15 protein-coding genes and 4 pseudogenes are annotated in these 20,246 nt (G+C 46.6%); 10 read left to right on the top strand and 9 right to left on the bottom strand.

From position 1 onward, the window contains the following. Positions 1 to 16: 16 nt before the first annotated feature. From RE628_RS18135 to RE628_RS18120, 4 genes are all read left to right on the top strand, one after another. Positions 17 to 508: a cysteine hydrolase family protein gene (locus tag RE628_RS18135; RefSeq protein ID WP_309154380.1), complete on the top strand. Its 492-nt coding sequence runs from the start codon at positions 17 to 19 to the stop codon at positions 506 to 508. 126 nt (positions 509 to 634) lie between these two features. Then, entirely contained in the window at positions 635 to 1,510 is an 876-nt protein-coding gene (locus RE628_RS18130; RefSeq protein ID WP_309154378.1) for an ROK family protein, read from the top strand. A gap of 160 nt (positions 1,511 to 1,670) precedes the next feature. After that, positions 1,671 to 2,189 (top strand): putative ABC transporter permease, encoded by a 519-nt coding sequence (locus RE628_RS18125; RefSeq protein WP_309154376.1) that lies wholly within the window; start codon positions 1,671 to 1,673, stop codon positions 2,187 to 2,189. A 28-nt stretch (positions 2,190 to 2,217) separates the two neighbouring features. Continuing rightward, complete coding sequence (locus tag RE628_RS18120; protein ID WP_309154374.1) at positions 2,218 to 3,084, top strand: divergent polysaccharide deacetylase family protein; 867 nt, start codon at positions 2,218 to 2,220, stop codon at positions 3,082 to 3,084. Here the strand turns inward: RE628_RS18120 and RE628_RS18115 are convergent. Continuing rightward, positions 3,071 to 3,586: an N-acetylmuramoyl-L-alanine amidase family protein gene (locus RE628_RS18115; protein ID WP_309159499.1), complete on the bottom strand. Its 516-nt coding sequence runs from the start codon at positions 3,584 to 3,586 to the stop codon at positions 3,071 to 3,073. The two genes, RE628_RS18120 and RE628_RS18115, sit on opposite strands and share 14 nt — an antisense overlap. A 380-nt stretch (positions 3,587 to 3,966) precedes the next feature. Between RE628_RS18115 and RE628_RS18110 the strand changes: the two genes are divergently transcribed. After that, positions 3,967 to 4,215: a YqzE family protein gene (locus RE628_RS18110; RefSeq protein ID WP_309154373.1), complete on the top strand. Its 249-nt coding sequence runs from the start codon at positions 3,967 to 3,969 to the stop codon at positions 4,213 to 4,215. 96 nt (positions 4,216 to 4,311) lie between these two features. Here RE628_RS18110 and RE628_RS18105 read toward each other — a convergent pair whose 3' ends face one another. The 4 genes and pseudogenes from RE628_RS18105 to RE628_RS18090 all read right to left on the bottom strand — a co-directional run bounded on the left by RE628_RS18105 (position 4,312) and on the right by RE628_RS18090 (position 8,219). Next, positions 4,312 to 4,782 carry a hypothetical protein gene (locus RE628_RS18105; RefSeq protein ID WP_309154372.1) on the bottom strand — a complete coding sequence of 157 codons (471 nt, stop codon included), beginning with the start codon at positions 4,780 to 4,782 and terminating at the stop codon, positions 4,312 to 4,314. Beyond that, the gene (locus tag RE628_RS18100) at positions 4,737 to 5,297 is read right to left on the bottom strand and encodes a hypothetical protein (protein ID WP_309154371.1); all 561 of its coding nucleotides are present in this window, start codon (positions 5,295 to 5,297) and stop codon (positions 4,737 to 4,739) included. The genes RE628_RS18105 and RE628_RS18100 overlap by 46 nt, the downstream gene beginning before the upstream one ends. 159 nt (positions 5,298 to 5,456) lie before the next feature. Further along, positions 5,457 to 6,450, bottom strand: a pseudogene (locus RE628_RS18095) (YqhG family protein). A 6-nt stretch (positions 6,451 to 6,456) separates the two neighbouring features. Continuing rightward, positions 6,457 to 8,219: pseudogene (locus tag RE628_RS18090) on the bottom strand (DEAD/DEAH box helicase). A 500-nt stretch (positions 8,220 to 8,719) separates the two neighbouring features. Here RE628_RS18090 and RE628_RS18085 point away from each other — a divergent pair. Next, positions 8,720 to 11,311, top strand: a pseudogene (locus tag RE628_RS18085) (adenosylcobalamin-dependent ribonucleoside-diphosphate reductase). A gap of 324 nt (positions 11,312 to 11,635) precedes the next feature. On the opposite strand, the gene RE628_RS18080 reads toward RE628_RS18085, so the two are convergent. Together RE628_RS18080 and RE628_RS18075 are read right to left on the bottom strand one after the other, a co-directional pair. Continuing rightward, the gene (locus tag RE628_RS18080; protein ID WP_309154370.1) at positions 11,636 to 12,040 is read right to left on the bottom strand and encodes a VOC family protein; all 405 of its coding nucleotides are present in this window, start codon (positions 12,038 to 12,040) and stop codon (positions 11,636 to 11,638) included. Between the two features lie 409 nt (positions 12,041 to 12,449). Further along, a complete protein-coding gene (locus RE628_RS18075) occupies positions 12,450 to 13,472 on the bottom strand; it encodes an MBL fold metallo-hydrolase (protein ID WP_309154369.1) in 1,023 nt (340 codons plus the stop codon). 165 nt (positions 13,473 to 13,637) lie between these two features. Between RE628_RS18075 and RE628_RS18070 the strand changes: the two genes are divergently transcribed. The 4 genes and pseudogenes from RE628_RS18070 (at position 13,638) to RE628_RS18055 (ending at position 17,717) form a co-directional block, all read left to right on the top strand. Further along, complete coding sequence (locus RE628_RS18070; RefSeq protein ID WP_309154368.1) at positions 13,638 to 14,651, top strand: fumarylacetoacetate hydrolase family protein; 1,014 nt, start codon at positions 13,638 to 13,640, stop codon at positions 14,649 to 14,651. 88 nt (positions 14,652 to 14,739) lie between these two features. Further along, complete coding sequence (locus RE628_RS18065; RefSeq protein WP_309154367.1) at positions 14,740 to 15,321, top strand: TetR/AcrR family transcriptional regulator; 582 nt, start codon at positions 14,740 to 14,742, stop codon at positions 15,319 to 15,321. 247 nt (positions 15,322 to 15,568) lie between these two features. Further along, positions 15,569 to 17,287: pseudogene (gene poxB, locus RE628_RS18060) on the top strand (ubiquinone-dependent pyruvate dehydrogenase). 226 nt (positions 17,288 to 17,513) lie between these two features. After that, on the top strand, positions 17,514 to 17,717 hold the full coding sequence (locus RE628_RS18055) for a zinc ribbon domain-containing protein (protein WP_309154366.1): 204 nt from the start codon (positions 17,514 to 17,516) through the stop codon (positions 17,715 to 17,717). Positions 17,718 to 18,070: 353 nt separating this feature from the next. Here the strand turns inward: RE628_RS18055 and RE628_RS18050 are convergent, their stop codons facing one another. Both RE628_RS18050 and RE628_RS18045 read right to left on the bottom strand, forming a co-directional pair. Further along, positions 18,071 to 18,985: a phosphotransferase gene (locus RE628_RS18050; RefSeq protein ID WP_309154365.1), complete on the bottom strand. Its 915-nt coding sequence runs from the start codon at positions 18,983 to 18,985 to the stop codon at positions 18,071 to 18,073. 77 nt (positions 18,986 to 19,062) lie between these two features. Further along, a complete protein-coding gene (locus RE628_RS18045) occupies positions 19,063 to 20,109 on the bottom strand; it encodes an IS1595 family transposase (RefSeq protein WP_309154364.1) in 1,047 nt (348 codons plus the stop codon). Positions 20,110 to 20,246 lie beyond the last annotated feature (137 nt).

The raw sequence follows: 20,246 nt of genomic DNA, 5'->3' as shown, positions 1-20,246 counted from the left end.
AGAGAGGAATGATTGGATGGCTCGAGCGCTTGTCGTCATTGATTTGCAGAAAGGACTTCATACGGAAGAAGAACCACTTTTCGGTTTGAATGAAGTTTTGGAAGGAGTAAATGAGCGTATAGCCGTCTATCGGGAGGATGAACTACCCGTCATTTTTGTACAGCATCATGATGAAGGGCTCCCACTGCACTCGCCGGAATGGGACTTGATGGATGAATTGGATGTTAGAGAAACGGATCACTTTGTTTCTAAAACTCACGCCAACTCTTTTTACCAAACAAATTTAACAGAACTTCTAACGTCTCTGAATGCGGATAAAATTGAATTTTGCGGCGCACAGACGGAATACTGTGTAGATACGACTGTTAGAATGGCACATGGGCTTGGCTACCGCTCCTTTATGAAGAAAGGTCTCCATACAACAACGGACTCTGTTTTGCTGTCGGCTGATGTTATTAGAAGGCATCATGAAGCGCTGTGGGGAAATCGCTTTTTGACGTGGATTTAATATTGGGATCCAATGGACCAGTGTGGAGCAATAAATTTTGTATATTACTTGACAATAATCCAAAGTTTTGAGTTTTAACCATGAACATGAAACAACTGATAATCTTATGGAACGCGAGGGGAAACAATGCTATTCGGATCAATTGAAGGCGGAGGAACAAAGTTTGTATGCGGTGTAGGGAACGAGAACGGTGAAATTGCTGAACGTATTTCCTTTTCAACCACAACGCCGGTGGAGACGCTGGATAGAGCAGTGGAATTCTTCAAGAACAAAGGAGTTCAAGCGATTGGGTTCGGCAGCTTCGGCCCGGTCGATGTCGATAAGCAGAGTGATACATATGGCTCAGTTATGAAAACACCAAAGCCGAATTGGAGCGGCTACCGAGTGGTTGATCATATCAAACGAAGTTTGAATGTACCAATCGGCTTCGATACGGATGTGAACGCTGCGGCGCTGGGAGAAGCGGCCTGGGGAGCGGCCAGAGGCTTAGATAGCTGTCTATATATTACGGTTGGCACCGGAATCGGAGCAGGAGCTGTCGCCGAGGGAAGGCTTATCCATGGATTAGTGCATCCCGAGATGGGACATATTCTAGTCAGACGCCATCCTGAAGATCAGTATGAAGGTCACTGTCCTTTTCATAAGGATTGTCTGGAAGGACTCGCCGCTGGTCCGGCGATCGAAGCACGGTGGAACAGAAAAGGAAATGAGTTGGATGATAATCATCCTGCTTGGGATCTTGAGAGCTATTATATTGCGCAAGCGCTGATGAACTATATCCTTATTCTCTCACCGAAGAAGATCATACTGGGTGGTGGTGTAATGAGCCAACCTCAATTATTCCCATTGATCCGCGAGCAGGTAGGCACGCTTCTTAATGGGTATGTACAACACCACGCTCTTGACTCCGAGATCAACGATTACATTGTTCCACCAGGACTCGGCAGTAATGCTGGTCTTTGCGGAGGCCTGGCATTAGCGCGACAGGCTCTTGAAATGTAAATCAAGGACTGAACTATAGAATCGACAATATTTCATGCAGCCCGGCAAAGAATGCCGGGCTTTTTGCTGTGCGCATAAATGAGCCTTGGACAGTCATAATAGGAAGGATAGACCTTGCGCTGTTCATTTCCGATAAAGACATCTAGAAAGGCTGGTTAATTTGGAACTTAATGAGTGGTTGTTTTATTTCTTTGTATATTCTCTATGTGGTTTTCTGCTTGAGAATGTATACAGCTTGTTCACAACAGGAGTGTTCTGGAAGGAAGGGTATTTGAAAGGTCCGTATAAGCCAATGTATGGATTTGCTCCGTTAATTTTGCTGATGCTAGCCGATGTGGTTCGGAGCCAACCAGTCTTATGGATAGCATGTTTGCTTATTCCGACCTTTGTTGAATATGTAAGCGGCTTACTGCTGCACAGGCTATTCGGTCGAAGATGGTGGGATTATTCCGACAACCGCATTCAGTTAAACGGCTATGTTTGTCTACGCTTTTCCCTATACTGGGGAGTGTTGTCGTATGTTTTTCTACAGTACATTCATCCATTCACGGAAGGGATTTATGCAGAAATAACCGGGTTATGGGCGATAACGGGGCCGATTCTGCTGTTATTGTTCATGGCCGACATGCTGCTAACATATTGGATTCGCCGCAAAGCCTGGAAGCAAGAGTTGATTTAAAAATCACTTCATTTGGAGGCAGAGGACAATGAAATTGACAAGATGGGGTAGTGCAGCGATTCTCTCGCTGGTAGTGCTGTTTGTAAGTGATTCATCAGTGAACTATGCGGTTGGTGGGTTTGAGGATTCGTCCGCGAACACAGCGGGTTTAGTGGAATACATGACAACTGTTACGGAAGAGAAACGGCTGGCGGTCATTATCGATGATTTCGGCAACAATATGAAAGGAACGGATGAAATTCTCAGTCTGCCGGTAAAACTTACCGTTGCGGTCATGCCGTTCCTTAGGACAAGTGAACAGGATGCCCGAAAGGCTCATGAGAAAGGACATGATGTAATTATTCATCTGCCGATGGAGCCGAAACAGGGGAAGCCAGAGTGGCTGGGACCAGGCGCAATTCTATCGAGTATGACCGATGCTGAGGTTAGGGAGAAAGTGGAGGCTGCCATTAAGAATGTACCTTATGCTGTGGGAATCAATAATCATATGGGCTCGAAGATCACGGGCGACAAGCGAATTATGGGGGTGATTCTGGATGTATGCAAGGAACATGGCCTATTCTTCGTTGATAGCAAGACGAATTATCATTCGATTGTAGGCGAAATATGTGATGAGAAGGGGATGCCTCGACTTCAGAATCACATTTTTCTCGATGATGTCCATTCGGTTAGTCATGTGACAGGGCAGCTTAGGAAAGTGCAGGAACGACTTCAACAGCAGAGCCCCTGCGTCACGATCGGTCATGTTGGGGTTGGTGGGCTCGCAACAGCTGAGGCGTTGAAGCGTCAAATTCCGGAAATGAAGCAGAAGGGTATACACTTTATTGGAATGCTGGATGTTGCCCAAGCAGAAGGAAGTCCCGGAAATCCGGGACTTGGGGTTACATTACCGTAAAATAGTGAACAATTCCGGCGTAAATCGCCTCGGCTATTTTCTGTTGACCGCGTTTGCTTGTAAGCATGACGCGGTCTTCGGCATTACTGATAAATCCAGTCTCTACGATGACTGCAGGTGAATCGATATGTCTTAGCAAATAGAAGGGTTCACCAACTTCAGGTAAGCGATGGCTATTGTATAGAGTGTCAAGTGAATCCTGAATGGCGGAAGCAAGAAGAGCACTTCGGCCGTCGTTCTGATGAAGTACCAGAGCCCCGCGTCGCGATTTGTTACGTCCCCAATTCACATGCATGCTAACGACGATTGAAGCGGGTACTTGCTCACTAAGTTCCTTCCGCTGAGCTAGGTCCCGGATATGCCGTGAACGACTATTCAACCAGCGATTCTCATCACTCAGGGCGTAATCGCCAGTTCGATTCAATATTGTGCGATACCCATGACTTCTTAGAAGCATATACAATCTGCGGCTGATATCAAGATTGATGTCCTTCTCAAGGATATCTCCATAGGAAGTACCTCCATCAATTCCGCCATGTCCGACATCGATTAATATAACCGGTTGGGAAAAGCGTATCTTAGGTCATTCACATCTGCCGAGACTGGGGTGCTGTCGCCCCATAAACTGAAGAGCATGAGAGCCGCGGCGAGCAGAACAGATAGTTTTCTTCTCATGATCTCACCTTTCAAGGTTTCCGTTTTTCTTCTAGTCTGTGATCAAAAGCGGACTTTTTTGAACTTCCTCTTCATCTATATTGAGCGTAAATGGGCGAAAACATGCATCTCCCTCGAATACAGTTCCAAGTTTATTTCATCGGATTATGGAGCAAACTACACTTATAGTGGTGTTCAATTCAAGATTCGAAAAGGAAGGTGGAAGCCATGACTACCAAAAGCGATGAATTGGTAAGATACATTACCGAGCGGGTGGTTGATTATGTTGAGACGCCGAAGGAGGTCAGACGAGAGCGTTCCCACAGCAAACCAAGCTGGGCACAGACCTGGTTCGGAATGATCCCATTCTCAATCTCGCTCTGGTTTCGTCAAATTCCGTTCCATCGTCTTCGCACCAAGGAATGGCGGCTTAAGGGGCTTCGCATAAAAGGTATAAGAAGAGATACCTCTTCTTGATATGTATAAATAGAACAAGCTGCCAAGTTGTTTGGCAGCTTGTTTATTTTCCCCTCCCCTGCCGTATTTAATGGCGGTAGGGGAGGGGGAGTTAAGTTAGTAAATAACGAATTTACCTGCGTTAAGCATGGATTCTAGAGAAATCCAGCGCGGTGAGGATTCAGTTCCACTCTGTACGTAGATCGAAGCAGTGTCGGCTTTGGACTGTTCCCAGAGTTGATAACCGAATACAGGTAATGGTACGGAATAAGTGCGGTCTCCGCCGGAGGAGACATATATGAGACGTTTCTTGGCGGTAATAATCTGTTCAAATGTTTCCGGGCTCATGTCCAGAGCCTTGCTAGTCATCCACATAATATTATCATATGGGTCAAATTGAACTGCTGTTTGCACGGCCTTAACGGCTGGCGTCAGGTCTGTATTAGGATAACTCCCGGCGGCAGAGCCGGGAGGTGTGTATTTAGCGGCTTGTTTGGCAAAGCTCTGCGGTGTTTCCGGTAAATTTTCGCCACTTAGCGCGTTTAGGTAATGGGTGAGGTCTTCCTTGTTGCGACTGCCAATCCCCACTCTACTAGAGTAGGTCCAGCATAGAGAGGGACGACTATGAGATCGGGATTGGAATCAAGTTTGATGCCGATATGGTCTAGACCTGATTTCAGGGCAGATGGTGAGAAAATGGAGTCCTCGCCTGTCCCATACTCGATCAGCTTATATTCGCCCTGGTCCGTTACGGAAATAATCAGGTATCCGGCAGAAGTTGAGTGTTCTACAGCGGAATTGCCTTGCCCATCGGAGCATACAGTAACGAGCCAGCTATGTGTTCCTGGTCCCAGCGGCTCAATGACCGTTTTGGCATTCTTCCAATGTGCGAATGGCTTCGTCGCTGCAAGACGATGGATCGTATCTTCGGCAAAGTGTTTGAGCCCATCAGGAGCTGCCGCTTGAATACAGGAGACTTGAGTCGGTGCAGCCATTGTACGGGCGATGAGCACCTGAGCTTCAAATCCGGACGGGAGCAGAATGCCTGTACATAGCAATATTTTCAACATCAGTGAGACCGATTTACGGATATTTACATGCATCAGACGAGTCACCCCAGTCATTAAATTAATATCGCTTGTCCAATTGTACAGAAAGCACCGTAAAAAGAGTGTTGCAACGTGTCAAACGAGTATTGGACGGGAAGCTTCTATTTTTGCGGCCTTTTAGCGAGTAGCGTCAATTTCTGGCCCGTAGGAAAGTCAACGCGGCGAACGCAGATGAAAGATGCCGTAGTTGACGACAGATACGACAATTCTCGGCTCGTACTGCCAACGAATTTCACTGCGCCTTGCCTCATATTGTCCTAAGATCTCTTGCTTTCGTTCTTCATCGGAGTCGTTCAGCAATGGTTGGTAATAGGCATCGATCAGCTCAAGCTCATCTCTCAGCCTTTCCGCTGCCGCTTCGGCCCAGTCCATATCATAAGTAGATATCTTATCCCTCAGTCTTTGCTCGAGGACATCCTTGCCTTCTGCAATAGATAAATCAGATGGCTCGATGCTGACATTCTCCGGCAAGCGAGGAACGAGCTGAATACTCGCCAACCGGCTGAGAAGAACTCGTCAATTCGCCCGCTTAACAGAGAGACGCCCAAGAAGTGCATTTCCTCGCGCTTAATATCACAGCAAAATTCCAGCTTGAAGCAGACTCCGAGCCAAGGCTCATAGGCCGCTGGAAACAGGGTCATACGCTGCCTTTGACCGGGGTCTTCAAATAGGTATACGCATCGTCCACCTTGTCTGGCTGCCATGAAGATCTGCTTGAGGCGTGAGCTCCCAAACGTGAGCACTTCTTTCTGGATTCGTCCTGGTCCAAGGATGGGAAGCGGCCGGATCGGTCCGAAGTAGCGTCCCAGTACGCTGTCATCCGCAGTTCCGCTAGAGGGAGGCTGCCCCGAAGCGGGTTGGGGCGAGTGAGGATCTGAGCTAGACTTCGTGTTGCTATTTCCATTACTCCGCTCCTGCAGCGCCTCATAAGCTTCGGAATCAAATACAAATGAGAAGCTCATCGTCTCCGGCTCAACACCGGTTCGATCGATGAATCCCCAATAATAAGGACGGTTCGTCAGATCTCGGTCCGCTCGTGGCGAGAGCTTAACGGTAACATGGTAGGGGATTTTTCAAGAATCTGGCATTCTGTAGTATCCAGATATGTCATGACATACTGTTGTATTTGTGCTTGTGTCATCGTCATATGTCATTATCCTCCAAGCAGCTGTTCAAAATTTCCGTTCTGCCCCTGTTCTGAAATTTTAAGGTTCAATTCGGATTTGATGGTATTTAGTGAATTACCGAGGGAATCCACACCTTTGGCAATGTCCTCATCGCTACTGGATTCCAATAAAATTTTGTAGATGCTCTTCTCTAGCGAACCATTTTTCTCGAATCGCTCTAGGATCACATCAAGCTGGCCGATGACCGATTCGAAGAGATTGATCTTCTCGTGCAGAAGATTCACGATATGCTCTTCAATGGTACCTTGGGTCGACAAATTGTATATGTTCACGTCGTTTTGCTGGCCGAGCCGATGTACCCGTCCGATCCGCTGCTCCACTCGCATCGGATTCCAAGGCAGATCGAAGTTGATCATATTGTGGCAAAATTGTAGGTTGATTCCTTCTCCGCCAGCCTCGGTGGCGATCATGACCTGTGCCTTGCCGCGGAACAGATCCATCATCCAGTCTTTTTTGCCACGGTTCATGCCTCCGCGGTATGGGACGCAAGAGAGGTTGCGGTCACTGAAATATTTCAATAAATATTCTTGAGTCGCCCGATACTCCGTAAAGACGATAACCTTCTCGTTCATCTCACGAATCAGCTCCATTGTCTTCTCGGCCTTACTGTTCGCCTGGATCGTCTTGATAATGCCGACCAGATCCCAGATATCATCGCGAAGCGGAGAGTCAAGAGCCAGCTTCTTGGACAAATTCACCAGTGTCACAAAGACAGCATCACGGCTGCTGCATACTTCCCTTTGCAGGGTAACTAGAGAGAACATGCTGCCTAGATCCCCGCCTGCCGCCCGATATTGATTCTTGATGAAGGAAGTCACGCCATTGTATAAGTTCTTCTCTTCAGGGAGAGCTCGACATGCACGTTGCGGACGTTCCTCTTCTTGAAATCCAACTGACCTTCGCCGCGGCGGTTTCGAATTAATATTTTTGACAACTCATCCTTAAGAACTTCCTCGTTCTTAGCAATACGCTTGTCGACGACAAAGTTGGAGGCGAAATCTTGCTGTCCTCCAAGCTGACCCGGCTTTAGCAAGGTGATCAGATTGAACAGCTCGCTCAGATCGTTCTGGATTGGCGTAGCCGTTAGAAGAAGACAATATTTTTTGCGCAATTGCAACATAAACTGGTAATTGGTTGATTTCTTGTTCTTTAATTTATGAGCTTCATCAACGATAACCATGTCATATTCATAATCAGTCAGAATTTTCTTATGGGGGTCACGCTTGGCCGTATCCATCGAAGCGACGACAATATCGTTATGCCAGGAATGCTCCTTCTTCTGAGCTATGGCGGAGATGCCAAACTTCTGATTTAATTCTCTCACCCATTGCAGAACCAATGAGGCTGGAACGAGAATGAGAGCCTTCTTGACAAGCCCACGGATGATATATTCTTTCAGAATCAATCCGGCTTCGATCGTCTTGCCGAGGCCAACCTCATCGGCGAGAATAGCCCTACCGCGCATACCGAACATCACTTTATGTGCCGTATCAATCTGATGCGGCAGCGGATCGAACTGATTCAGGTGACCCAGGCACAGCATTTCTTCGAAACTGGTAACGAGCGTGGAAGCCTCGGCCTGGCTGGCCAGATTGAACAAACTCCAATCATCCCAGGGGCCGCCCTTTTTAAATCTCATTTCAAGATCTTCATACCAATTCCGGTCGAACTCAATGGGAACACCGGATATCACATGCTTCATGTCCGAATTTGGGGGATGAGGGCTCATGATGATGTAACCTCCCTTTTGACTAACTATTTCATTGTCTAGATGCTGTAGGTAGTATGGACGAAAAACAAAAAGGATATAACTTGGCCCGAAATAGATAGAAATTAGAAGCAATCAGAAGTATGTGCAGGAAGGATTCGCTTTAATAGTCCAAATTAAAATAATGTTCATTGTGACAACCATATGTAGTGTAGTATAATAGTTTGTGCACACTACATATTGAGATTTGTACATATAATTGTAACATTTCTAGGTGTGCGTATTCATAACATGGAACCACTTTTATAGGGTTCAATCTCGTAATTACTGCTTGATTACAGGATAATCTTTGTCTGCGGTAGCTCCGTGAAGCGGTATTACTATATTGAGCTTGTTTTTTTTGTGTTTTTGTTGAAAATGGCTAACACTATACCAGTCGTTATTATTTATGATTCAGATTGATTCGGAAAGAATCGGCTAAGAGGTACAGAACAGTTCTAATAATTGGGAGGGTGTTTTCTTTGGAAACGAAGCAAAATCAGCGCCTTGAAGGGCTAAGCGAGAAAATCTTCTTGGATCGGTACGCATGGAAGAATCCTGATCCGAGCCATGCTAAGGTTGGAGACGTCGTTCTCGTCTTGACCAAGGATGATCCCAAATTTCCGACTAAGGAAGTTGGCGAAGTAGTCGCTCGCGACGGCCAGTTGGTTACCGTCAAGACACGTAGCGGTACGCTGGTGGAGACGGATGTCGAGAAGCTGACGCTGAATATCGAGAAGACACCTGAAGAGATGTGGGATCGTCTGGCAAATGCGATGGCTTCGGTGGAAGAAACGCCTGAGAAGCAAGCCGAATGGACGGATAAGTTCCGCGGTATATTGGAAGATTGGAAGCTTGTTCCGGGTGGTCGGATTGCCGCAGGAGCAGGAGCCAGCGATGAGTTGACGTTGTTCAACTGCTATGTCATTCCTTCTCCAAAGGATAGCCGTGGCGGTATTATGGAGACTTTGAGTGAAATGACAGAGATTATGGCCCGCGGCGGTGGCGTCGGAATCAATCTGAGCTCGCTCCGTCCACGTCGTGCTGTAGTCAAAGGCGTTAACGGTTCATCGAGCGGTGCGGTATCGTGGGGCGGACTGTTCAGTTATACAACGGGGCTGATTGAGCAGGGAGGTAGCCGTCGCGGCGCTTTGATGCTCATGATCAACGATTGGCATCCGGATGTGCTTGATTTCATAACGGTGAAGCAAACCATGGGACAAGTCACTAACGCGAACCTGTCGGTATGTGTAAGTAACGCATTTATGAAGGCTGTCAAAGAAGATTTGGATTGGGAATTGGTCTTCCCGGACACCACCGATGACGATTACACAGAAGTATGGGATGGCGATCTCGATAAATGGAAAGCTGCCGGAGGTAAGGTTGTACATTACCGGACAGTGAAGGCACGGGAAATCTGGCATACGATCATCGAGTCGGCTTGGAAATCGGCTGAGCCTGGGGTCGTGTTCATGGAATACTACAATCAAATGTCTAACAGCTGGTACTTTAATCCGATTATCTGTACGAATCCGTGCGGAGAGCAAGGTTTGCCTGGCTGGGGCGTATGTAACCTGTCGGCGATTAATTTGTCCAAGTTCTATGATGAAGAGAAGCATGATGTGAATTGGGCTGATCTAGCGGTTACAACGCGCTATTCCGTGCGTTTCCTTGATAATGTCATTACCAAGACACCGTATCATTTTGAAGAAAATGAGCAGAATCAGAAGAAGGAACGCCGTGTAGGATTAGGAACGATGGGGCTGGCTGAGCTCATGATCAAGCTTCACATCCGTTATGGTAGTCCGGAATCATTGGAATTCCTCGATAAATTGTACGGGTTTATTGCCAAGGAATCTTATCTGGCATCTGCAGAGATTGCGGCGGAGAAGGGTGCCTTTCCGGCATTTGAAGCAGATAAGTACCTGCAAAGCGGCTTCATGAAGGTGATGACTGAGGTATATCCAGAAGTTGGCGAAGCGATTCGTGAACAAGGGGTACGTAACGTAACTCTGATTACACAGGCTCCGACGGGAAGTACGGGTACGATGGTGGGTACATCAACAGGTATTGAACCGTACTTTGCCTTCAAATATTATCGTCAAAGCCGGCTGAGGCTTCGACGAGCAATTCGTTCCAATTGCTCAGGAATGGATGGACGCGCATCCAGGTGAAGAATTGCCGGATTATTATGTAACAGCGATGAGCTTGTCAGCGGAGGATCATATCCGCGTGCAGGCGGCAATTCAGCGCTGGGTTGACAGCTCGATCTCTAAGACAGCGAACTGTCCGTCCGATTTCACGGTTGAAGATACGGAGCGCCTGTATGAACTTGCTTTTGATCTGGGCTGTAAAGGGGTAACGATCTATCGCGACGGTAGCCGTGATGTTCAAGTATTGCAGACCGAGAAGAAGGAAGACAAGGATGCTAAGGCACCTGCAGCTAGCGAGGCAGCATCAACGAAGGAATCGGCAGATGATAATAGCAATAGTATCAATGTTGGACGGAAATCGGTTGAAGATAAGCAATATAAGAAGCGTCCACAAGTACTTCGCGGCGCTACGTATAAGATCAACACGCCATTCGGTATGGCTTACATTACGATAAATGATCTGAATGGCATTCCGAGTGAAATCTTCTTGAACGTCGGCAAGGCGGGTTCTGACGTATTCGCCATGGCGGAAGCGTTGGGTCGTGTCTGCTCCCTGTTCCTCCGTTATGGGGATCATGGTGAGAAGGTGGAACTACTGATCAAGCATCTGAAGGGAATCGGTGGCTCCGGAGCGATCGGCTTCGGTCCGAATCGCGTCGAATCGATCGCTGACGCCGTAGCCAAAGCGCTGGAATCTCATGTGCAGAGCGATTTCGGCGGGACCATGATCCGGCACCGGTTGCTGCAACGGTAGATCATCACCATGACGAGCTTACCCAGGATCATGATCACGGTAGTGACCAACGGTATAATGCACCAGCTGCATCACGCGACCTGTGCCCATCCTGCGGCTCGGCAACGTTGATCAATATTGAAGGTTGCAAGACTTGCAGCAACTGTGGATATAGTAAGTGCGGATAATGTAATAAATATTATTTCAGGTGGGGCTTCTTAGCTCCCACCTTTTATTTAGACTTACATTTTTCGGATCCTTGATTTAATTCATATGAGCAATATTAATGTCAAAGTTTACTAAGAGGAGGAAAACAATTGTTTTTTTATAGTTTAATGATAACAAACTATATTTAGACAATGAGGGTCGTTGAAATAGATCCATTTCTCAACAAAATGAAGAAACTAGATAAAATGAAGAGACCATAGCTCGTTGCTATGGTCTCTTTCTAATGAACGCGGTGAGTGAAATTACTAACACGACGAAATTCGTCTCATCACTTCTACTGTTCGTCAACTCCTACCGCTGAACCGTTTAATCGCTTCCTCGGTTATCGGAGTGAAGAGGTTAACCAGGTTGCCGTCGGGATCACGAAACAGCACAGCACGGTTCCCCCACGGCATCGTGGTTGGTTCTTTTACCCACTCGTTGACAAACGGCTTCAAGCGCTCGTATTCGGCATCGACATCGTGGACACGGAATTCGATGATGATAGTGTGATTGTCGGCGGCCACTGCGGAACCAGCGCCGAACAGTTGCACCGTCTGGGAGTGGCCTATCGCCAGGGTGCACGATGGCACAACGAGTTCGGCAAAGACGGGCGCGGGACGTTCCGCTGAAACACCCAAGACTTTCTCATAGAACTCGACTAAAGAATCCACGTCGTCGGTTATGATGCGTACAGAAGCAAAATTCACGAGATACCATCCTTCCTAAAATAAATGATCCAATATTTATTTCATTTTGGCAAAAATACTTCGCATATATCTCTACTCCTTTACGGTTACTTACTCCGAGTGTAAAAAAACGCTACTGACAACAGTATGTCAGTAGCGTTTTTTAGGCTTCCTCCGAATTCGATTTCGGAATGCTCATAGAATTGTTTTAAAAAAACAGCCTATTCATTCATTTTAAAACCAAACGCAAAATTAAGTATCAGTCCATGAGTAGGATGAGGCTCGTAAGTAAAAGTTCTTGTATATTTATACAATGCTGTCTTGTTAGCTCCCGCCTTTTTATTTCCGTGGAACACTCCAAAAGACGGCCGCTGTTCGCATGTTTGCGACAGGGCCGATTTTTGTTTTTTCGTAGGTTAGCTTCAAATTGCTATTCTTGCCAAACACTCATAGGGTCCCATGGCTTGATCTGATTGCCATATTTTCCGGCTAAAAAAGCTTTCATGTCTTCCAGCTTAGCGGGCACCTCGTTCCAAATTGGAAGGGGTGGTAATCCTCGTTTGCTTTTCAATAGAATATCCACTGTAACATACAAGCGTTCTGGCTGAATCCAATGAAGGAAGCGGGAAATATCAATTTGCTTGGTCAGGGACAAGGCATCAATTTCGTCATTGTAATGCTTATTGAACTCACTGATCAGGTTCAGGAGGTAGTCTCTCTGCTCCTTCACAAAGTCCAGGCCGCAGATGGCGCCATGTCCTGGAACAACGATTTCGGGTTTGATTTCATCAATAATGCGATCAAGCACTTTGACCCAATTGAGGGTTCCCTCTTCGCTGTATGCCGTACAACCGTTAAACACGACATCGCCGGCGAACAGCACTTTTTCTTTTGGCATCCACAGCAGCAAGTCACTGTCAGAGTGGGCCGGAGCTACGTTGTAAATCATAACTTCTGTATCGCCAAGACGGATGTTGATATCGTCCTTTATCTCAATATTGGGGAGCACCCATTCTACGCCTTCTAGGTCGAATCCTTCAAATTCCGCTGCAAAAAACCGCTCGCCTGAAGTCGATTCCGGAGAATCCTTTCCTCTTCTGATGACGCTGTCCATCCAAGCAATATTTTCGGTGAGACGCTCTCTGGACGCTTCCCTATGCATAATAATGCAAGCATCTTCAAACACTTTGTTTCCCCAGGCATGGTCGCTGTTATAATGCGAGTTCACCACATATGCGGGAGACCTGCCGTTGCTTACTTCCATAAAAGCCTCCCGCATTTCCCGCGCATGGAACAAATCGAAGAACGTGTCATACACCAGCCCTTCACCCTTGTTGATGAACCCGGCATTAGCCCAACTGATGCCACGATACGGCGAAATACCGGCAAAGACGCCATCTGCGACTTCAAAAAATTTAACGCGAGGTTTTTGGATAATACGTCCATACTTCATGAAAATTCTCCTTTACGTATATGTTTTTGAGGTAAGGCATACTGACTATGTCTGTATTATAGAGAATGGAAAACAGAAATGCAAGCAAGTACTTGCATGCATTTATCCTGTGCTATATGATTGTATTCGAACAACATCACACTACATGGATGGAGGCGCTTTAATATGAAGCTAGTAACCTTTCAAACGAAGACATTCCAGGAACCTTCTTTTGGGCTTGTAATTAACGAGAAATTTGTTGTGTCTTTTGCCGCAATCATGAAAATGCAGGGAACATTCTTTGACAGTCTTGAAAGTATGGATAGCTATCTTCATTATCTGCCAGCAAGTTATGATTCCGCTAAGGAATTGATGCAATATGCTGTCGAAAAGTCACATCAATTCAATGAAAATGAAATCTGCCCGATTGAAGCGGTAAAACTGCTGCCGCCGGTTCCGAATCCGGCTGCGCTTATCGATTTTGGGCTGACGCCAAGACATTTAAGAAATGCTGGCGTAAATCTGCTGCAAAGAGAATATACAGGGCCAGAAAGAGAAGAGCTTAAACGAAAAATCTCTGAAAAATTCAAGAAAGATCCGAATAAAGTAACTTTCAGTTATTACAAGTGTAACCATCATGCATTAATTGGCGATGGGGATACGATTCATTGGCCTTCATACTCTTCCTACCTGGATATTGAGCCGGAGCTGGCCTTTGTTACAGGGAAGGGGAACTGCATCGCGGGTTATGTTATTTTTAACGACAGTACCGTCCGCGATGTGCAATGGCCGGATTTCCAGGCGCTGACCGGACCGACACGCTGCAAAGATTTTGATCGCAGTAAAGGAATAGGACCATTTCTAGTTACACCGGATGAAATCGATAACCCGCTGGCAATAGATGTGGATGTACGCATCGGGGAGAGATTGCACTGGAAGGGAAGCACATCCGAGTATTTTGCACACCCTGCAAAAGTGATAGAGGAGGTTCTCAAAGTTTTCACGCTGCTCCCGGGTACGATTATAGGAATGGGGACGATACCGGATTGCTGCGCAATCGAGACCGAACAATGGTTGTTGCCCTCTGACCGAATTCAGATTACATTCGATAAATTAGGCACGCTCACGCAATTTGTACCTGATCATGTCAAGATTACGGAACCAAGCCGCTGGGAAGAAGAAGCGATTTGTCTTAAATAAACGTTTATGAAAATGATGAACCGCGACCCTGCTGAATATGCAAAACTTGTAGTAGAATAGGTGTAACATATACAAAAGGAGAAATACAATGCAAACTTCAGATAGAATCATTGAAACCGCGACACGGCTCATCAAAAAGAAGGGCTATCGGGGAGTAAGCACCAAAGCCATTGCAACGGAAGCTAAAGTCAATGAATCTACGATTTTCCGGCAATTTGGAAGCAAGCAAGGCATATTGGAAGCCATCATTGATAGACATTCGGATATCCCGCAATTTGAGAAGTTGTTAAGAGAGGACGCGACCGATAATCCGGAAGTCGATTTGCTGAATGTAAGCCAGCAGTACCGTTTGTTTTTCCATGAAAATGCGGACATCATTTTGATTGGCATTCGCGACAAAGGAATGCTTCCCGAATTGGACAGAGTGCTGGCCGATCCGCCGGTGAAGCTGCACTCCTTGCTGGTTGAATATTTTGAACGTTTGCAGAAGAAAAAAGTTATACCCAAACAGGATGAGCGTCTTGTCGCCATGTCTTTTCTCTCGATGTGCTACGGATTTCAGATGAGCGAGCTGATTCACGGGCATTATCAGTCCCAACTCGTCACCGAGGAAGAGTTCTACAAGCACAGTGTCTCATTGTTTGTTAAAGGAATTTTGACTAAGTCATAAGCTTTGTCGATTTATTTAATAATAGAGGCTGCCGCAATGGATCGGGAGCCTCGTTGCGCTATCGGGAGTATTTTTATAATTAGGAATGAAATGACCGAAATTTGACTACTTAATCGAAGATTGAAGCCCAACAAACCCGGATGTGGATTGTTGGGCTTTCTTCTGCTTCAGGCTTAGATCGTTGTGAAATCAAGAATAGGCTGCTCATATTATGGCAATATAATAAAAACAAAAAGGAGAGATACCCTTGAGAAGAACGATAGCGGATTCCATTGTGGAATCCCTTCTGAACTCCGGTGTAAAGCAAATTTATGGCATTATCGGCGATTCGCTCAATGCCTTGCTCGATGCGATCCGTCGTTCCGGAGAAATAGAATGGATCCATGTCCGCCACGAAGAGGTTGCAGCGTTCGCGGCGGGTGCGGATGCCGCCCTCAGTGGAGGAATCGCCGTATGTGCGGGTAGCAGCGGACCAGGTAATTTGCATCTTATTAATGGATTATACGATTGCCATCGAAACCGGGTGCCAGTACTTGCGATTGCCGCTCATATTCCGAGCAGTGAAATCGGCAGCGGCTTTTTTCAAGAGACCCGTCCGGACATGTTGTTTCAGGAATGCAGCTTCTTTTGTGAAGTCGTAACCGGACCGAAGCAAATGCCTCGAGCGGTTACGATGGCGATGCAAACCGCGACGGCAAAGTCGGGAGTGTCTGTCTTAGTTCTTCCGGGTGATGTAGCCGCTTTCGAATATGACGAAAGTCCCGTTCCGGAACGTGTCATCCATTCCACCCGACCGATTGTTAGCCCTTCTACAGACGAATTGGAGACCCTTGCCGACTACTTAAACAAAGGTAAGAGGATCACCCTGCTATGCGGTGCCGGCTGTGCGGGAGCTCATGCTTCGCTCATGAAGTTGTGCGAGAAGCTGCAGTCCCCGATGGTCATAGCGCTGCGAGGAAAAGAATATCTGGAATACGACAACCCGTATTCCGTCGGATTAACCGGTCTCATTGGATATTCTTCCGGCTACCACGCCATGATGGAATGCGATGTCTTACTCATGCTGGGTACCGATTTTCCATACCGGCAATTTTATCCGCAAGAAGCGACCATTCTTCAGGTTGATTTGGATTCCTCCCGACTAGGCCGGCGAACGACACTCGCATACGGGGTGTGCGGAGACGTGAAGACGACGGTCGAAATGCTGTTACCCCTGTTAAAGGAAACTCACTCCCCTGATCATCTGCAGCACTTTGTCGCACATTATGCCAAAGTCCGCGAGGAACTGGACAAACTTGCCGATCCCGGCCGAGCGCCTATTCATCCGCAATTCCTCATGAAGGTAATCAGCGATCTCGCAGATGAGGATGCCGTTTTGACTTGCGATGTTGGGACACCAACGGTGTGGGCTGCCCGATACTTGAGCATGAATGGTAAAAGGAGGCTTATTGGCTCGTTTAACCATGGGACAATGGCGAACGCCATGCCTCAGGCGATTGGAGCGCAGGTTGCACAGCCGGGACGCCAGGTCGTATCACTGTCGGGGACGGGGGCCTCACCATGCTGCTCGGAGATCTATTGACCCTTCGTCAGCATAAGCTCCCGATCAAGATTGTTGTCTTTAATAATAGTGCGCTTGGATTTGTGGAATTGGAAATGAAAGCAGCCGCTTTTAGAATTCGGAACGGAACTCGACAATCCAAACTTTGCGGTACTGGCTCAAGCCATGGGAATCGAAGGAATCCGGGTCGAGGATCCGAATGACTTGGAAAGCGCCGTTCGCAGAGCGTTCGAACACAGCGGTCCGGTAGTGCTAGACGTCGTTGTCAATCGTCAGGAACTGGCTATGCCGCCGAAGATCAACTTCGAGCAGGCACGCGGATTTACGATGTGGATGCTGAAAGCCGTTTTGAACGGGCAAGGCAACGAAATCATCGAACTAGCGAAAACCAATCTCCTTCGATAATAAATAGGAGTACTTTGAAGTGGTCAGAAATACTGTTCTATCCTGGAATATTACATAAGGCGCAATTCCCTTAGGAATGCGCCTTTCCTATTTTGTTAAATTAACATGAAGTCAACCGGTATAAGATTTGGTGGAGTCTATTGAAAATAAACTATTCTGTTTTTTGCGAAACCTTATAAGCATTGGAAACGTACAAAGAAACATAACAATAGGGAGTGATAGATGTATGAGTGAAAAGGGATGCATTAAATGTGGTAGCAGAGACGCAAGGACGAAAGAAGTAGCAATGACCGGCACAGGACTTTCCAAAATGCTCGATATTCAGCACAATCAATTTGTAGTCGTGTACTGCGCAAATTGCGGGTATTCCGAATTTTACAATAAAAAATCTTCGGCTGGTTCGAATGTTCTTGATTTCTTTTTCGGTTGATAAGTAAGGCGACAATAGCGATTTACATGATAATAACGAAAGTTATGCCCAATACGGGGAACGATAGTTAGAATGTTGAGCATTAGATGACCAGGCCCAGAAATAGGCCTGGTTTTCTTTTTATTAGGCTATGTTAAATTCTAATGTTGATATTTGACCATAAGAAAACCGCCTTCGTTGAAAAGGCGGTTTATTGCTATCGTGTCCCGTTAGCGCAACGACTTACTCTGTTGAATTTCGTGTTCCTCAACATAAAGCGGCATCAGAGAAGGCGGATCGTACCTTATCGCGGCCTTTAAACGACAAAATGGTGCCGATAGCCATAGCCCCATAGCCGCAACGAAATAATGAGCCTAATCCGAAAGTGCCCGCATGATGTTGGATTTCGCCTCTGCCGCAATCGCTTCATTCCCGTCATCGACCGCTTGCATTAAGATCAGTACGGGGATGTATACCGCGATCAGCCGCGCCAACAGCTTCGTTTCCTCGTCCGCTCCCCCGTACGTTTCGAAAAACACGCCGCGAGCGTAAGGTGGTAAAAAGCTATAAGCAACGCTCAAATCGCAAGCCGGATGGCCTACGCTCAGATCGCCCCAATCAATGATGCCGGAAACGATCCCGTTCTCATTCACAAGCATATTTTTGAAATGAAGATCGCCATGTAGCAGTGCATTCACCGCCTCGACACGGTCCTTTTGCAGCCTGCTAATATACGCTTCGATCACACCGGACTCCTCCGGTGACAAGTGTTCAACCACCTTCGATAGAAAGCCCTCCAATTTCACTTTGCGCGATGCTATGTCCGTCAAGTTTCGATGATCTTGCTGAACTCCGCACTTCAGCGCCGCCTGCACCGGAAACTCATGCAATCTCCGCAAAAATTTCGCCAGCGTCTCTGCCGATAAAGCCCGGCGTTCTTCCGTCAAACCGATTGGGAAATCTCCTAGCACGTAGGCATAGCCAAGAAATGGTGCCGGGTATTCGTCACTTGCTTCGCCATAAAACAACGGTTTCGGATAGGGGATGGTCATATATGACTCCAGCTTCGGCAGCAGCTTCCCTTCCATACGAATCGAGCCAACTGCAATCGTTCTTCTTGGAAACCGAAACACGTACTCGTCACCGATGAGAAAAACGGTATTGTCCCAGCCCCAGCCCAATCGCTTCACTTGCTTCGATGACAGCTGAGGGAATTGTCTGCCGATCAGCGTCCGCGCCTGCTCTTCGTTAACCTCCCACTCCGCATCCCATACATTCGTTCCTCCCATGAATTGTCTGCCTCCTCGTTCCTTACGTTATTTAGATGTTTACATTCCTTGGAAGTTACGCATAACTGCCCGTTAGCTTAACAAGAATAAGCAGAAAGCCGAAGTTTGGTGTTCGTGTCGGTCACAGTAAACAGGCACGATTTGACCAACATATTTTTCTTGTTCGATGCGGTATTCTCATATTCCTTGCTGTCTAAGTAACGAAACCACGCCAAGTAATTCTGCAAATACTTTGTTGCAACACCATTGAAGCGATCCATCCATTTCTTCAAGCGGCTGTGGTAGCTGTTTACGTTTTGGATATGGTACACGCCTTTCACACGTTGTTTTCCGTCGGATTTGAATCGGTAATGGGTCATGCCTTTTGAATTCGCATAGGAGCTAAATGCCCTCCATGAATCAGTGCATAACACGTTTGAGTCAGATAGATGACCACCAATCGCTTCGTCTAATTTTGTAATCCGAATACGTCCACGCCCAAGTACTCCAGAGTAAGTCATTTTCTGACGGTCACGGGCAACCAGCACGCACACTTGATCGTGGCTTATACCACGATATTTCGCTTTACCGCCACGTTTACGTGGCTTGCGTTCGGCAATATTCCGCTTATCCTTTTCCGAGTAAAGAAAGTAGGTCTCGTCCATTTCAACAATATCTTGAAATGCTTCGGTTGGAATCTGCTTCAGAGCGGAAAGAATCTTATGCCGCCAGTAAAACAAGGTGACATTCGTGAATTCATCGTTTAACTGCTCTGCACATTTTCTCAGAGAAAAGCCCTCAATCATGCATTCGATAAAACGAACCCACATATGAGGTCGCCTCGTTCGTTGCAGAGGGGTGTTCGTAAGGTCATTGAATGTTTGGCGACAGGACTTACAACGGTAACGTTGACGTTTAACCTCACCAGTGCGTGTTCTTACAGCGTACTTTCCAAATCGAACAACAGAATGGTTTTTGCAATGCGGGCAAACAAGTCCATCTTTATGCTTTTGCTCTTGAATTTCATCAATCGCTCGAACTGGAAGTGCCACTCCCTTGGTTCGGGACTGCAAAAAGTAGATAAGTTCTCGCTTACCATTATCGTCCAACGTATCAGCAAGCTTCTTCAGTTCCTTTAAATCCATGGGCAAATCATCTCCGAACAGTTATATTGCCCTTATTATAGAACGCTTGTTCGTAATTATCAAATATCAACAACAAAGTTTAACATAGCCAAACTAATAAGAAAATTTAACCATATAGAAGTACCTGTCAATATATT

The sequence above is a fragment of the Paenibacillus sp. D2_2 genome, assembly GCF_031199965.1.
Taxonomy (GTDB): Bacteria; Bacillota; Bacilli; order Paenibacillales; family Paenibacillaceae; genus Fontibacillus.
The sequence above is the reverse complement of the archived record's forward strand: the minus strand, read 5'-3'. Positions and strand labels throughout refer to the sequence as shown.

What these genes read in the sequence shown, in the direction of transcription:
- RE628_RS18135 (WP_309154380.1), top strand. Translation starts at nt 17, where the DNA reads ATGGCTCGAGCGCTTGTCGTCATTGATTTGCAGAAAGGACTTCATACG.
- RE628_RS18130 (WP_309154378.1), top strand. Translation starts at nt 635, where the DNA reads ATGCTATTCGGATCAATTGAAGGCGGAGGAACAAAGTTTGTATGCGGT.
- RE628_RS18120 (WP_309154374.1), top strand. Translation starts at nt 2,218, where the DNA reads ATGAAATTGACAAGATGGGGTAGTGCAGCGATTCTCTCGCTGGTAGTG.
- RE628_RS18110 (WP_309154373.1), top strand. Translation starts at nt 3,967, where the DNA reads ATGACTACCAAAAGCGATGAATTGGTAAGATACATTACCGAGCGGGTG.
- RE628_RS18100 (WP_309154371.1), bottom strand. Translation starts at nt 5,297, where the DNA reads ATGCATGTAAATATCCGTAAATCGGTCTCACTGATGTTGAAAATATTG.
- RE628_RS18075 (WP_309154369.1), bottom strand. Translation starts at nt 13,472, where the DNA reads ATGAAGTATGGACGTATTATCCAAAAACCTCGCGTTAAATTTTTTGAA.
- RE628_RS18070 (WP_309154368.1), top strand. Translation starts at nt 13,638, where the DNA reads ATGAAGCTAGTAACCTTTCAAACGAAGACATTCCAGGAACCTTCTTTT.
- RE628_RS18065 (WP_309154367.1), top strand. Translation starts at nt 14,740, where the DNA reads ATGCAAACTTCAGATAGAATCATTGAAACCGCGACACGGCTCATCAAA.
- RE628_RS18055 (WP_309154366.1), top strand. Translation starts at nt 17,514, where the DNA reads ATGAGTGAAAAGGGATGCATTAAATGTGGTAGCAGAGACGCAAGGACG.
- RE628_RS18050 (WP_309154365.1), bottom strand. Translation starts at nt 18,985, where the DNA reads ATGGGAGGAACGAATGTATGGGATGCGGAGTGGGAGGTTAACGAAGAG.
- RE628_RS18045 (WP_309154364.1), bottom strand. Translation starts at nt 20,109, where the DNA reads ATGGATTTAAAGGAACTGAAGAAGCTTGCTGATACGTTGGACGATAAT.